The organism is Bacillus sp. FJAT-27001, assembly GCF_019039175.1.
GTDB lineage: Bacteria > Bacillota > Bacilli > Bacillales > Bacillaceae > Bacillus > Bacillus velezensis.
This window is the reverse complement of sequence record NZ_JAHOAA010000003.1, coordinates 651,351-664,461: the sequence shown is the minus strand read 5'-3', so window position 1 is coordinate 664,461 and position 13,111 is coordinate 651,351. Positions and strand designations below refer to the sequence as shown.

The following is a 13,111-nucleotide window of genomic DNA, read 5'->3' as shown; positions in this document are numbered from 1 at the left end:
TTCTTATATATGGACTGAAATCGAAAGCCTGAAACCTTCCGTCCCTATTATCGGATAGAAAAATAGATGAGGGGAAGTACGCACTTTTTAGTGCCTGTCCGTTGTCCCGGCTGACGGCTGATCGATTTGAATGAAAAATTCACCATCTAATTCTGCCTGAGCCTTTTTTAATATCCTTAATACATTATCAGCATCCGAACCCAATTCCTTCTGACTGATGTCAAAATTCTTCCACACCAAAGTCAGCGGAAGTTCGATCCAGCCTGTCAGACAATCCCATAAGGCATTCAGATTTTCACCATAAAAGTCCGGGAAATCTAATTGATCTTTTAAGATTCGGTGTAAAGCTTCTGTGCTTGTAACATCTTTTCCGTCTATGATGACAACTATCATTCAAATACCCCCTTTATTTTTCGGCATTATATTTAGCAAGATACACCTTTATCCGTTACCATCAACCCGTTATTATAACTCACCTCAAACTTGTTAAGGAGAAATTAATATTCTAGTTATTTACTTTATTATGTATTATTGTTAGGATTTAATTAAATCTTATAAGGAGGGTTATAGACAGATGAAAAAATCTTTTGTTTTTCTATTATCGCTAGTGCTTTTATTTAGCATTTTTCCTATAAGCACTTTAGCCATCACAAAAACGTCAGAAAATGACACGATAACTGTATCAGGAAAAGATGAAAAAAACACCGCAGTATTAGTTGATGCTATCAATGAATTAGATGAGAAATTGGATATGAAAAATCTATCATCTAATTCTCCAGAAGAAATAAGTCAACTAAGTTTAGCAGCAAAAACCCTGTATGATACTATTGTAAATTATGAAAATCAAACATCTGCTTCTTTGACAGGCAATGACGCTTTGATTATATTCAAAGAGTATGTTGACGAATTAAATAGAAGTGAAGTTATTAAACCTGTCGAACACATGGTAACAACAATGGGAGTTATAAACTATAAAGAATATAAAATTAGCAACTCACAAATAAGACAATTGAGTGCTGCTATTGGAATTAATAGTGGATTTTGGGGTACAGCTACAGCTATAGCTAAAATTTTTGCTAAAAGCCCAACTGCACTTACATTAATGTTAGGTGCGGTACCGCTTTTAGGTATGGGTGCTATAAATGCCTGTAATTCTAAAGGAAAAGGCATTATTATTACAAAAATGGGTTCAGGAGCAACGAATACATATAGTTGTAGATCTCAATAAAAAAGTGTGAGCGAAAGCTCACACTTTTTTATTTTTTATTTTTCTGATACATTTTGATATAAATTCACTAACAAAAAAAACTATTAAGCCTGTTATTAATAACAAAAGTGAATTTATCTTTAAGCCCTTGTTAAAAAAATCAAGGATACTATTTATCAATAAAAAACCTGACCAATAGATGAATGAAGAATAAAAAGCTATATTAGTGCTCTTTTCATCTGTATTTCTACTAGTTTTAAAAAACAATTATCTGCCCTCCCTATTCTTGAAAGTAAAATAATTACTCTTTTCAATCCTTACTATAAATTTTTCCCTCGCTCATCAAAAATGCTTATTGGTGGTTAAGTGCTTAATCTTTCGTTTAGGTTGGTACATTGAGCCTTCTTCATCTTACTCATGTCGTCACCTCCCATAAAACAATGATAACATGAATTAATCCTAGTTTATATTGTATGTAATTCCCGAAATAGCTAATACTCTTCACTAACTTCAAGTATAAACCGAAAAATTTTCTATGCAGAAAACAATTTCATTTAAAATCTAAACAGAAGAACCATATATGAGACTGAAGAAACTACTCCGAATTCAATCCCTATCTTTCATTTCATTCTGAAAACAGAAAGACCCAGAGCATAGTAATTCTGTTGGCTTTTTCTCTACTCTTTACTATATTTCATGGACAACTCAATATTTGTCAAAATATATGAAATTGAAGATTGATAAATAAAGAATGGATAATACAAAATGATAAGATAAAGCAAAATACAGCACAAAAATCATCTTTTAGATTATCCTTTTAATTATTGAGTGAGTAGTAAGGGAAATTAAAATGTACCGACAGGAATTCAGATATGGAGGTATGGCATTAACACGAAGCCATCTTCCCTTCAGCACAAAGGGAGAAAACGAAGAATTTTAAAAAATGTTGCCAAAATGTTGCCACGCTGTTACCGAGGGTGTTGAAACCCTTGATAACAGCGTGGTTTGGCGTTATGTATGGAGACGGTGGGAGTCGAACCCACGTCCAGAAACATCGATTACTTAAGCGTCTACGAGCGTAGCCTGCATATTTCGTGTTTCACTCGTCTTCGTGCCTGCGGGCGGGCCTTCCGAGAGCTAGTCTGTCAGTCTCTTCTTACGTTCTCAGACGGGAACGCAAGCGTAGCCTACTTGGATGTGCTCTTCACGGACACATAGGCAATGTCAGGAAGAGCTCGCTGCGTTTATTAGGCAGCTAGTGCTAAGTTTTGGTTAAAACTTTTAGTTTTGCCAGTTATATTTAGGTGCGTGTTAACGAGATCGCCTCTCGGCTCGCAGCTCAAGCTCGATCCATCCCTGTCGAATCCGTAACGTCCCCTTGTTAAGGGTATACGGGAGATCTATCAAGCTCTTGCTCAACTGGCTGTACTGTTATTATATCATGATCACAGACAAATTCAATTGGGAATGTCTTCAATAAACAGCCTGTGAATCTGATGTGTGAACAGTATAGCATACGGCAGTTATCACATCAAGGCTCAGGCATCAGAAGCCTTTTTGTCTGTCTCTGAACGCTCTTTCGATTTCTCTTTTGGCGTCTTTTCGTTTTAAATCTTCGCGTTTATCGTATGTTTTCTTCCCTTTTCCGAGGCCGATTAACACTTTGGCAAAGCCGTTTTTCAAGTACAGCTTCAGCGGCACGAGGGAATAGCCTTTCTCTTTCGTCAGGCCGATCAGCTTATTGATTTCTTTCCTGTGCATCAAAAGCTTTCTCGTCCGGAGCGGGTCGTGGTTATAGCGGTTTCCCTGCTCGTACGGGCTGATGTGCATATTGTGGAGGAACACTTCGCCGCGCTCGATTTTCGCAAAGGAATCCTTCATGTTTACGCGGCCGGCGCGGATGGACTTAATCTCCGTCCCCTGCAGCACGATGCCTGTTTCATAGGTTTCTTCTATAAAGTAATCATGGTTTGCTTTTTTGTTTTGTGATAATACTTTGCCTGATCCTTTTGGCATGCCTTATCCTCCTCTCTCCGCAAAAACCGTTCATGTGTGCGATACGCTTTATTTTAGCAAATGGAGCGTTCCGCGACAATGAAAATGCGGCTTGCGAAAGAAAGCAAACAGAGCATTTTGCCCCATTTGCTTTTCGCATTTACTTCTTCTTTTTGCGTTTTTGTTTCGGCGCGTTTTGGAAACCGCGTTTTTTCTTTTTCTTCTTCGGTTTTGTAAACCATTCCCCTTTTTCCTCCGATTTCGGCGGTGAAGCCGGGGTATTGCTGTTTAACACGCGTTTCCGCGCCGGTCTGCCGCGTTTTCTGCGGTCGCCTGTCGTTTCTCTCGGACGGCGGGTGCCTTTCATGCCGACAATTTCAAAGTCGATGTTTCTCTCATCTTTATTGACGTCGACGACTTTGACCGTGATTTCGTCTCCGATCCGGTAAACGTTGCCCGTGCGTTCGCCGATCATGGCGAAATGCTGCTCGTCAAAACGATAATAATCATCCGTCATAAAGCTGACGTGCACAAGCCCTTCAATCGTATTCGGCAGCTCGACAAACATTCCGAAATTCGTGACGGAACTGATCATGCCGTCAAATTCCTCGCCGATTTTATCAAGCATATATTCCGCTTTTTTCAGATCGTCCGTTTCCCGCTCTGCATCAACGGCGCGACGTTCCATCGTTGACGTATGGTCAGCGATTTCCGGAAGGCGTTCGGCCCACTTTTCTTGAGTCGCTTCGTCCGATTGTCCGTTGATCAAATACGTTCTGATCAGCCTGTGAACGATTAAGTCAGGATAGCGGCGGATCGGCGATGTGAAGTGCGTATAAAATTCAGTCGCCAGCCCGAAATGGCCCAGGCTTTGCGGGTCGTATTTCGCCTGCTTCATGGAACGGAGCATGACGGTTGAAATCACCGTTTCTTCCGGACGGTCCCGCACTTCGTCAAGAATGCTTTGCAGCGCGCGCGGATGAATGTCTCCGGCTTTTCCTTTGACGATATAACCGAATGTCGTGACGAACTCCAGAAACTTTTGCAGTTTTTCGGCGTTCGGCTCTTCGTGAATCCGGTAAATAAACGGCACGTTCATCCAATGGAAGTGCTCGGCCACCGTTTCGTTTGCCACAAGCATGAATTCTTCAATCAGCTTTTCCGCTACTGAGCGCTCTCTGATGACGACGTCTTTAACGGCGCCTTCCTCATCGACGAGCACCTTCGCCTCTTTGAAATCAAAATCCACGGCGCCGCGGTCCATCCGTTTCGCCCGGAGAATTTCGGCCAGACGTTCCATGTCTTTAAACATCGGGACGAGCGGCTCATATCTTTCTTTCAGCTCGGCGTCGTCTTCTGTGAGGATCTGGTTGACATCTGAATAGGTCATTCTTTCCGTCGTTTTAATGACGCTTTGGAAGATCTCGTGCTCTGTCACCTGGCCCTGCTGGTTGATTGTCATTTCGCAGGAAAGCGTCAGCCGGTCGACCTTCGGATTTAAAGAACAGATTCCGTTAGACAGTCTGTGCGGAATCATCGGAATGACCCGGTCAACCAAGTACACGCTTGTCCCTCTATCCAGCGCTTCTTTGTCAATCGGGGAATTCTCCGTGACGTAATGGCTGACGTCGGCAATATGAACGCCGAGCTTGTAGCTGCCGTTATCAAGCTTTGTCACGGTGACGGCGTCATCCAGATCCTTCGCATCCGCGCCGTCAATGGTGACAATGACCTGATCGCGGAGATCACGGCGGTCTTTGATGTCTTTTTCATCGATGGTATCGGGCGTGCTTGTTGCCTGCTCCATCGCTTCAGCCGGAAAATCTCCCGGCAGGCCGTGCTTATGGATAATTGATAAAATATCGATGCCCGGATCATTTTTATGGCCGAGTATTTCAACGATTTCTCCTTCGGCGTTCATTCTGCCTTCAGGGTAGCTTGTCAGTTTGACGACGACTTTATGGCCTTCCGCAGCGCCGTTATTGGCATGTTTCGGAATAAAAATATCACTCGTGATTTTCTTATCATCCGGGATGACAAAACCGAAGCTTTTCGTTTCTGTGTATGTGCCCACGACGCGGTCGATGCTTCTTTCCAAGATGCGGATGACCGTGCCTTCCTGTCTCGATCCGCTTGACTGGGAATTGAGCCGCACCATGACGATATCGCCGTTCATGGCCGTATTCAGCTCATTCGGCGGAATAAACACGTCGCTTAAAGAGGTATCCTCCGGCAATAGAAACGCGAATCCTTTCGCATGCGCGGAAATTTTTCCTTTTACTAAATTCATTTTTTCCGGAAGCCCGTAGCGGTTGCTTCTGGTGCGGACGATCTGTCCCGTCTCCTCGAGCGCCACCAGCGCTTTTACCAGCTCTTTAAATTCATCTGCTTCCGTGATGTTCAGCATCTCCTCGAGTTCCTGAACGGTAAGGGGCTTGTACGCCTCTTCCTTCATAAACGCGAGAAGACGGTCCATAAACGCTTCTTTTTCCATTATTCGACCTCCTGTTTGTTACCAATCGAGTTTCTCTAAAAATTCGTACACATCCTGATGAACGAGGTCCCGTTCTTTATCGAGCGTAATGACATGACCTGATTCTTCATACCATTTCAGCTGTTTGTCGTCCGTTTCCACCTCGTTGTAAATGATGTTCGCACTTTCTGTATTAATCATATGGTCATGCCGTGCCTGAACCACAAATGTCGGGGAATAGATCATGTCGACGTTTTTGCGCACATCGGCAATCAGCTCCTGAAGCGATTTGAGCGTATTCATCGGTGTTTTTTCAAACTCCTTCATTTCCTTTTCAATCTGCTCCGGCTGTTTTCCTTCGAATTTTTTATAATTGCGCGCGTAGGAGAGAACTCCTTCGTACATAACCTCTTCACTTTTAATGTGCATCGGCGCACACATAGGAACAATTCCCTTTATGGGTACAGTGTAACCCAATTTCAATGAAAAAACCCCGCCAAGCGACAGTCCGCAGGCCGCAATGTTTTCATAGCCTTCAGACCGTAAATATTCATAACCGTCCATGACGTCTTTCCACCAATCTTCAGGCCCCGTATGTACCAGTTCTTCCGGCGGAACGCCGTGCCCTTTATATTGAGGCGCGTGACAAGTGTAGCCGCGCTCATTCAAGTAGCGGCCGAGCATTCTGACGTCTGCCGTATTTCCCGTAAATCCGTGCAGCAGAAGCACCGCTTTGTCTCCGCCTTTAAATGTAAATGGTTTTGGTGTCACAATTTTCATGCTCATAACCCCTTTTTTGCACATTCAATTTAGTTTTCCACAGTTTTGCGAGAAACAAACGCCGTCTCTCAACAAGAAAAAGGCCTGATATTAAATCAGACCTTATACAAACATTGCCTTATACGATATACGCCAGCGAAATCGTCAACACGAAAAACAAGACTGCCAGCACAACGGTTGTGCGGTGAAGAATCAGATCAAGGCCCCTTGCTTTCTGTTTTCCGAAAAGCTGCTCCGCCCCGCCTGAAATTGCACCCGATAAACCGGCGCTTTTGCTGGTTTGAAGCAATACGACAATAATAAGTGCAATACTGACGATGACCAATAAGGTAATCAATAATGTGTGCATCCCATACACCTCCAGACTGACTGGCCTACATTGCTTCTATTTTACATGAAAAACAAAGGCATGTCACGCCGTATCGGTGCACATCATGTCAGAAAAACGGAAATGCGTTTGAATCTTCCACCATCATTGACTTTTGTCAACAAAGTCGTAGTAAAAAAGATCTTCAAATTTCATGTCAAAGTAATAGAGCATTTTTCCGATGACCAGCTGGCCCGGCCTCCGCTCTCCATTCAGTACACGGCTCAGTGTGGCGGGAGATATTCCGATCTCCAGGGCGAGCTGGTTTAACGAGTAGTCATTATTGACCATATACTGCAGCACATAATCTCTTCTGATCTGTATCTTTTCGACCACTTTCTTCACCTTCCGTTCTGTCAAATACTTTCTTTCTTATACATAAGATACGGCTTTTGTTAACTTTTGTCAATACTTTTCCAGCCTAGCTATTCCCTTTAGTCAATAAACATACTAGAATATAAATAGACCGCGGGAGGGGGAGAGACTGTGGAAAGCTTCGGGAAACAATTGCGGACATTGCGGGAAAAAAGGCATCTGACAGTGAACCAACTGGCAACGTATTCAGGCGTCAGCGCCGCGGGAATCTCGCGGATTGAAAACGGCAAACGCGGGGTGCCGAAACCTGCAACCATTAAAAAGCTCGCAGATGCGTTAAAAATCCCGTATGAGGAACTGATGAAGACGGCGGGATACATAGAGACCGTCCAGGAAACGAGAGCCCCGTACGACACGGGCTGCACCTTGCTGGAAAAAGCCGAAACGTATGAGCTGCATGATTTATCCCTATTGGAGCGGGAGAACTGGCGGCACCTGTCGAAAGAAGACTTGGTTCTGCTTGATAAATACTTTGCGTTCTTATCGGCTGAAGCCAAAAAAAGAACAAATGAAGACTCATGACTTTGCACATGTGAGGCGATCTTATTGAACACATTCGGAAAGCAATTAAGAGAGCTGCGCCGCGCCCGGAAGCTTACCGTCAATCAGCTTGCCGTCTATTCCGGCGTCAGCTCGGCGACCATTTCCAGAATTGAAAACGGGCACCGCGGCATTCCTAAACCCGCGACCATCAGAAAATTGGCGGACACATTAAAAATTCCGTACGAGGAGTTAATGGCGCGGGCCGGACACATCAAGGCATTTCAGGAAGAAATCCGCGAAACCTCCGAAAGCTATCAATCCATCTGCGCCATCTATCAGACCGCCGTTGACAGAGGCGCGGAGCATCTGCCGCTGTTTGACAGCAAAAAGTGGCAGCACTTCACAAAAGAAGATATTGAAAGCGTCAGCAAATACTTTGATTTTATTGCGGCTGAAGCGAAAAAACGCTCCCCGGATTCCTCATCCTCTTTTTGATCCTCTCCTCAACTTAACAAGCGCCAGACGTACGTTCCCTCCGATTTTGCGGTATAATAGCAGAAGACGAGGTGAAAAAGCATGAACCAATCAGAAATGTGCCCCAGATTCGAAAAAGCGGTCGACATCCTAAGTAAACGCTGGGTGGCTCTAATCGTCTTTCAGTTATTGAACGGACAGCAGCGATTTAGCGAAATTGAAGCGGCGCTTCCGAATTTAAGCGGAAGAGTCTTGTCAGAACGTCTGAAAGAACTTGAAACAGAAGGTGTCATCAAACGGGATGTTATCCCCGAAACGCCTGTCCGCATTGAGTATTCTTTAACGGAAAAAGGCTGCGCATTAGCCCCTATTTTAGAGGAAATTTCCAAGTGGTCTTCAACATGGATTGATCCTTCCTGATAAACTCTTTTCCGCATAAGCGGCTGATCTCTCAAACGGACAGCCGTTTTTATTTTTGCTTTTCTTAAACAGAAAAACAAGCCCTCAGGCGTGCAGGGCTTGTTTTTGTCTGACGCCTTCCAGCGGAATTCGAATCTCCGCCCGGGCTCCTCCAGACTCCTGATTTTCAAGTATTAATTCGCCGTGGTGAAGATGTACGACATGATGGGCGAATGTAAGCCCCATGCCGTGATGCCCCGCCGAATGTCTGCTTTTATCCTCCGTGTAAAAAAGCTGTGTCGCTCTTTTCAGCGCTTCCGGCGAGAACCCGCTTCCGCTGTCGGATACGGCAAGATGGAGGGCGGAATCGGTGCACAGGACGTCCACACGGATTTCCCCTCCTTCCGGCGTATAGTCGACGGCATTTGCCGCGATATTCATGACCGCCCTGTGGAGCAGCTCATGATCGATCGGCGCTTCTTTTCTGTCAATTCCCCGTTCGCTGAGGACGAGATCAATCTGCTTCGGCCCCGCAAGCGCCGCCGCGTCACGATATATGTTTTGAATCCACTCTTTGAGATCGGTATATTCCACATGAACGGCAACTGCCTCCTCCGCTTTAGAAAGCTGAATCAGCTGTCCGACATAATGCTCGATTTTGTTTCCGGCATCCAGAATATACTGCGCATATTCCGCCTGCTCCTCATCAGGCTTTGTTAACTGAAGCAGCTCGGCATTTCCTTTAATAATCGTTGCCGGAATTTTAATATCATGCGCAAGCGCGCCGATTTGTTCTTTCTTTATCCGCTCCGCCTCCCACTGCGCTGCCAAAGATGCCTGAAGCGCGTCTTTCATTTTCAGCAGAGAGTCAATGACATCGTCAAATTCTTTTATACGCGACCTTTTTGGATTGATATTTAAATTCTGTTTTTGAATGCTTGCCGTAATGGAGCTGAGTGTGCTGAAATGCCGTCTCAGCTGATTGGCGAAACGCGTCGTCACGATAAAAACGGTCAAAAGAAGCAAAGTGATCAGAATCGTAAGACCCGTCCATTCATAATTCGGCAGATAGCGCCTTAACAGCGGCGACTGAAATTCCGACCTGAGTGAATATTGGAGAACGCCGTATTCATCTTTCCGATTTATCACCATGAATCCTTTTTGAGCATAATTAAAATACGGCTGATGCTGAATCTTTTTTCTCGCGTTGGCCGCATCTTGTTCCGTCATCGTTCCTTTTGTCATCCGCTTTGTTTTTTTATCAAAAACGGCGTATGTCATACCTGCGGGGATCATGTCTTCTGTTATCTTTTCCGCTGATTTCAGGCGGGGTTTGATCTGTTCCGCCTCATGCTCGCTGTAGTTTGCGGGCAGGATCGCTCCGGCATTCATAGCAATGGCATTTAAGGCGACACATAATGCCGCCACCCCCATCGTGCTCAGACACAGTGTGATCGTAAATTTGACAAGCTCTTTGCGGATGCTGGATTTTCCTTTTGCTATTCCCATTTGTATCCGACACCCCACACCGTTTTGATCGGATCAGCCCCGTGTTCTTTACATTTTTTCCGGATGGTTCTGATAAACTCCGTAATGGTTGAATAGAGCGCATCGCCGTCCAAGCCGTACACTTCCTCGTAAATCTGCTCCCGTGAGAATGTTCTGTTTTTATGCTGTGCCAGACATTCAACGATTTTATATTCGTTTTTCGTAAGAGGCAGTTTCCGGTCATCAATCCATACTTCTTTATTGTCAAAATCAAACATGAAGCCTGATATCAGCCGTTTCGTCTGATGCTTTTCCCGCCGTTCCCTTCTGACATGCGCGTTTACCCTTGCCATCAATTCCTGTACGCCGAACGGCTTTGTGATGTAATCATCAGCGCCTGTCATGAGGCCTTTCACAATGGATTCTTCGTCAGACTTTGCCGTTAAAAACAGGATCGGGCTGTCCACCAGCGGGCGAATCCGCCGGCAGAGTTCAATCCCGTCCGTTCCGGGCATCATGATATCAAGAAGAATCAAATCATAGCCTTGAAAAAAATCCAATGACTGATCCTCCGCTTTTTCCAGAATCGTTACTGTATGCTGATCACGCTGTAAAATGTTTCTGATCAGAACGAGAATATCTTTTTCATCATCAATTGCTAAAATGTTTGCCACCGGCCGAATCGCTCCTTGCCTTTATTCATATGAACGCCGCCCTTCCCATCTTCTGCACCAATAGAGGCCGGCCAGACATAATATCACTATAGAAAAATATAACATTATTTCTCCGAATCTCATATCGTATCTTACATAAGGGAGGAACTCTTTTTTGACTTTGTCAAAATGCAGCAGTCCTGCAAGGCCTGAAAGCCGTACGCTCCATGCCCACGGGAAAAAACGCCAGATGGTATCGCCAAGTCCCGTATTCATGAGCGCCGTCATTAATAAACCCGCTCCCCCTAAAAGCCCGGACGGTCCCATGCCGTACTTTATGCCGACAAAAAAAGACATCATATAAAGCGGAATACTGCCGGCAATCAGCCACGCCCCTCCTTTTAAAAAGAGAAGATACGGGAGATCATTGATGTGAAGAACAAATTTCATCCCCGCCAAATAAAGACAGATGGCGAGACCTACCGATAACACATTCAATAGGAGCAGCAAAAGCAGCTTGCCCGCAAAACTGATGATTTTAGAATGCGGGACCGCCAGCATCATCTGAAAATGGCCCGCCTGTTCCTCAACCGAGGCAGACATGCCGCAGACAATACTGATGATTAAAGGGTATAAAACGGCAATCGCGCTGAAAAACACACTGTACAGCATATAAGGCTCCTGAACCCTTCCATACATATACAACAGGAAAAATCCCGCGCATAAAACCGGCGCCGCAGCATGCATCCATATGAGCGGCGTGCGCTTCATTTTTAATACATCGGCCCACATATATCGTAAAAGCACGGTCATGACCGGTTTCCCCCTTTTGAAAAAGACACGGCGGAAACAAAACTTACCGCGATAAAAGAAAGAATAGAAAGAATAATAGCCGGAATGATCACGTTTCCGTTTAATAAGCCGCTGTTTGCAGGAAGCGGAATTCCGTTCGGATGGATCCCGAGAATCGGTGACATCACCCGGACTGACCAGCTCCATGGACTCAGCCACCACAATGAACCTGACGCCGGCACAATGCCTAAAACAAAGGCGGCGATCATATTCATGAGGATGACTGCCGTAAACCCGAACTGTCTGGCAATCCATAAACAGAACGGAATTTCCCAAAGCGTAGACAGCCACAAAAGGGAGCTTGCTTCAATACCTTTCAGCTGAACCGCAGCAATTGCCGGAAACATAAGGCCAAGCAAAAACATGATGACTAAAAAGACGATTTGCGACAGGAGTGAATACAGCGCGATCAAGCTTATTTTTGAGAACCATATGCTCTTCAAGTCAGCCGGCAGTGAGTACACCGCACGGTCATTCGCAGATTTTTTCTCTTTTTTAACAGATAAACCGCACATTAGAGCAATCATGAGCGGCATGAAAATAACCGCCCACCAATTGAACGTGCCCGTCATAAAATAGGCGGCATTCAGCAGAAAAGAAAAAGCCGTGTTCAGAAGCGGAATCAGAATGATCAGCTTTCTGATAAATGTTCTTTTAGATGTAAGATGTTCCGCCTGCATGTACTGAATCATTTCCCTGTCCCCGCTTTCTCCCGTGTTGATTTGACTACCTCCAGAAACAGCCGCTCCAGATCGTCTTCCCGGCTGATTTCTCCCTGATATCCTAAAACGCCGTCACTGATGATTCCGATATGGTCTGCGATCTGCTCGACTTCTGATAACAGGTGGCTAGATAAAATAACCGTCATTCCCTGTCCGGGCAGAGAGCGGATAAATTCCCGCAAATCCTGAATTCCCATCGGGTCCAATCCGTTTGTCGGCTCATCAAGAATTAAGAGCGACGGACGGTTTAATAATGCTAACGCAATGCCGAGACGCTGCTTCATTCCCATAGAAAATTGTCCGGCGCGCTTTTTTCCGGTTCCCGTTAATCCCGTGATTTCCAGCACTTCCGCAATTCTTGAATCAGGCAGTCCGAGCATCACGCAGCGGACTTTCAGATTTTCAGCGGCTGTCAGGTTGCTGTAAAGCGGCGGCGCTTCAATCAGGGAACCGATGCTTTTCAAATCTTCGCGCTTCCATGTATGTCCGTCGAACAGAACCTCGCCGGATGTTTGCTGCAAGATTCCGGTCAATATTTTAAGTGTCGTTGATTTTCCCGCGCCGTTCGGACCGAGCAGGCCGTATATACTGTTGCGTTTTACTGATAGAGACACATCAGCCACTGCCTGTTGTCTGCCGAATGATTTTTGCAGCTGTCTCGTTTCTATGATGTTGCTCATTTGATTACCCCTCTGCTTTGTTATTTGATAAGTAAGACTTTACAGCGCAGTTATCAAAATTTAATCAAGAAATCAAAAAAAAGCATCCTTCACGCGGAAGAATGCTTTTTTTCATGAGGCTGAGCGTACGATCAGCTTTCTTTTTTGTTTTTTCACCGGGCTG

Annotated in this window: 15 protein-coding genes and 1 other RNA gene; 4 read left to right on the top strand and 12 right to left on the bottom strand. The window is 45.0% G+C overall.

From position 1 onward, the window contains the following. Window positions 1-87 precede the first annotated feature (87 nt). Window positions 88-393 carry a barstar family protein gene (locus BGM27_RS13525; RefSeq protein ID WP_007409992.1) on the bottom strand — a complete coding sequence of 102 codons (306 nt, stop codon included), beginning with the start codon at window positions 391-393 and terminating at the stop codon, window positions 88-90. Between the two features lie 181 nt (window positions 394-574). Between BGM27_RS13525 and BGM27_RS13520 the strand changes: the two genes are divergently transcribed. Then, window positions 575-1,228, top strand: a complete 654-nt coding sequence (locus BGM27_RS13520; RefSeq protein WP_007409991.1) for a hypothetical protein — start codon at window positions 575-577, stop codon at window positions 1,226-1,228. A gap of 994 nt (window positions 1,229-2,222) precedes the next feature. Here BGM27_RS13520 and ssrA read toward each other — a convergent pair. The 6 genes from ssrA to BGM27_RS13490 form a co-directional block, all read right to left on the bottom strand. After that, window positions 2,223-2,585, bottom strand: a transfer-messenger RNA (tmRNA) gene (gene ssrA / locus BGM27_RS13515). A gap of 167 nt (window positions 2,586-2,752) precedes the next feature. After that, window positions 2,753-3,223 (bottom strand): SsrA-binding protein, encoded by a 471-nt coding sequence (gene smpB, locus BGM27_RS13510; RefSeq protein WP_003151688.1) that lies wholly within the window; start codon window positions 3,221-3,223, stop codon window positions 2,753-2,755. A 139-nt stretch (window positions 3,224-3,362) separates the two neighbouring features. Next, the gene (gene rnr, locus BGM27_RS13505) at window positions 3,363-5,696 is read right to left on the bottom strand and encodes a ribonuclease R (protein ID WP_007409987.1); all 2,334 of its coding nucleotides are present in this window, start codon (window positions 5,694-5,696) and stop codon (window positions 3,363-3,365) included. Between the two features lie 18 nt (window positions 5,697-5,714). Beyond that, window positions 5,715-6,455 (bottom strand): alpha/beta hydrolase, encoded by a 741-nt coding sequence (locus tag BGM27_RS13500; RefSeq protein WP_007409986.1) that lies wholly within the window; start codon window positions 6,453-6,455, stop codon window positions 5,715-5,717. 118 nt (window positions 6,456-6,573) lie between these two features. Further along, a complete protein-coding gene (gene secG / locus BGM27_RS13495) occupies window positions 6,574-6,804 on the bottom strand; it encodes a preprotein translocase subunit SecG (protein ID WP_003151681.1) in 231 nt (76 codons plus the stop codon). 123 nt (window positions 6,805-6,927) lie between these two features. Next, window positions 6,928-7,113 (bottom strand): helix-turn-helix domain-containing protein, encoded by a 186-nt coding sequence (locus BGM27_RS13490; protein ID WP_087920807.1) that lies wholly within the window; start codon window positions 7,111-7,113, stop codon window positions 6,928-6,930. Between the two features lie 195 nt (window positions 7,114-7,308). On the opposite strand from BGM27_RS13490, the gene rghR reads away from it, so the two are divergent. The 3 genes from rghR to BGM27_RS13475 all read left to right on the top strand — a co-directional run bounded on the left by rghR (window position 7,309) and on the right by BGM27_RS13475 (window position 8,574). Further along, entirely contained in the window at window positions 7,309-7,719 is a 411-nt protein-coding gene (rghR, locus tag BGM27_RS13485) for a transcriptional repressor RghR (RefSeq protein ID WP_007409985.1), read from the top strand. 24 nt (window positions 7,720-7,743) lie between these two features. After that, window positions 7,744-8,175 carry a helix-turn-helix domain-containing protein gene (locus tag BGM27_RS13480; RefSeq protein ID WP_003151674.1) on the top strand — a complete coding sequence of 144 codons (432 nt, stop codon included), beginning with the start codon at window positions 7,744-7,746 and terminating at the stop codon, window positions 8,173-8,175. A gap of 81 nt (window positions 8,176-8,256) precedes the next feature. Continuing rightward, window positions 8,257-8,574: a catDE operon transcriptional regulator CatR gene (locus BGM27_RS13475; RefSeq protein WP_003151672.1), complete on the top strand. Its 318-nt coding sequence runs from the start codon at window positions 8,257-8,259 to the stop codon at window positions 8,572-8,574. Window positions 8,575-8,658: 84 nt separating this feature from the next. Here BGM27_RS13475 and BGM27_RS13470 read toward each other — a convergent pair whose 3' ends face one another. From BGM27_RS13470 to BGM27_RS13450, 5 genes are read right to left on the bottom strand one after another with little or no spacing between them, the layout of a single operon-like run. Beyond that, complete coding sequence (locus BGM27_RS13470) at window positions 8,659-10,062, bottom strand: sensor histidine kinase (RefSeq protein WP_007409984.1); 1,404 nt, start codon at window positions 10,060-10,062, stop codon at window positions 8,659-8,661. Next, complete coding sequence (locus BGM27_RS13465) at window positions 10,053-10,715, bottom strand: response regulator transcription factor (protein ID WP_007409983.1); 663 nt, start codon at window positions 10,713-10,715, stop codon at window positions 10,053-10,055. The genes BGM27_RS13470 and BGM27_RS13465 overlap by 10 nt, the downstream gene beginning before the upstream one ends. 21 nt (window positions 10,716-10,736) lie before the next feature. Next, window positions 10,737-11,507 carry a lantibiotic immunity ABC transporter MutG family permease subunit gene (locus BGM27_RS13460; RefSeq protein ID WP_007409982.1) on the bottom strand — a complete coding sequence of 257 codons (771 nt, stop codon included), beginning with the start codon at window positions 11,505-11,507 and terminating at the stop codon, window positions 10,737-10,739. Further along, on the bottom strand, window positions 11,504-12,238 hold the full coding sequence (locus BGM27_RS13455) for a lantibiotic immunity ABC transporter MutE/EpiE family permease subunit (protein ID WP_007409981.1): 735 nt from the start codon (window positions 12,236-12,238) through the stop codon (window positions 11,504-11,506). Before BGM27_RS13455 ends, BGM27_RS13460 begins: the two co-directional genes overlap by 4 nt. Further along, complete coding sequence (locus tag BGM27_RS13450) at window positions 12,235-12,948, bottom strand: lantibiotic protection ABC transporter ATP-binding protein (protein ID WP_007409980.1); 714 nt, start codon at window positions 12,946-12,948, stop codon at window positions 12,235-12,237. The genes BGM27_RS13455 and BGM27_RS13450 overlap by 4 nt, the downstream gene beginning before the upstream one ends. Window positions 12,949-13,111: the final 163 nt, after the last annotated feature.

Excerpts from the sequence above, each read along its gene's own strand:
- rnr (WP_007409987.1), bottom strand. The coding sequence starts at position 5,696 with ATGGAAAAAGAAGCGTTTATGGACCGTCTTCTCGCGTTTATGAAGGAA.
- BGM27_RS13475 (WP_003151672.1), top strand. The coding sequence starts at position 8,257 with ATGAACCAATCAGAAATGTGCCCCAGATTCGAAAAAGCGGTCGACATC.
- BGM27_RS13460 (WP_007409982.1), bottom strand. The coding sequence starts at position 11,507 with ATGACCGTGCTTTTACGATATATGTGGGCCGATGTATTAAAAATGAAG.
- BGM27_RS13470 (WP_007409984.1), bottom strand. The coding sequence starts at position 10,062 with ATGGGAATAGCAAAAGGAAAATCCAGCATCCGCAAAGAGCTTGTCAAA.
- BGM27_RS13500 (WP_007409986.1), bottom strand. The coding sequence starts at position 6,455 with ATGAAAATTGTGACACCAAAACCATTTACATTTAAAGGCGGAGACAAA.
- smpB (WP_003151688.1), bottom strand. The coding sequence starts at position 3,223 with ATGCCAAAAGGATCAGGCAAAGTATTATCACAAAACAAAAAAGCAAAC.
- BGM27_RS13525 (WP_007409992.1), bottom strand. The coding sequence starts at position 393 with ATGATAGTTGTCATCATAGACGGAAAAGATGTTACAAGCACAGAAGCT.
- BGM27_RS13520 (WP_007409991.1), top strand. The coding sequence starts at position 575 with ATGAAAAAATCTTTTGTTTTTCTATTATCGCTAGTGCTTTTATTTAGC.
- BGM27_RS13455 (WP_007409981.1), bottom strand. The coding sequence starts at position 12,238 with ATGATTCAGTACATGCAGGCGGAACATCTTACATCTAAAAGAACATTT.
- secG (WP_003151681.1), bottom strand. The coding sequence starts at position 6,804 with ATGCACACATTATTGATTACCTTATTGGTCATCGTCAGTATTGCACTT.
- BGM27_RS13450 (WP_007409980.1), bottom strand. The coding sequence starts at position 12,948 with ATGAGCAACATCATAGAAACGAGACAGCTGCAAAAATCATTCGGCAGA.
- BGM27_RS13490 (WP_087920807.1), bottom strand. The coding sequence starts at position 7,113 with ATGGTCAATAATGACTACTCGTTAAACCAGCTCGCCCTGGAGATCGGA.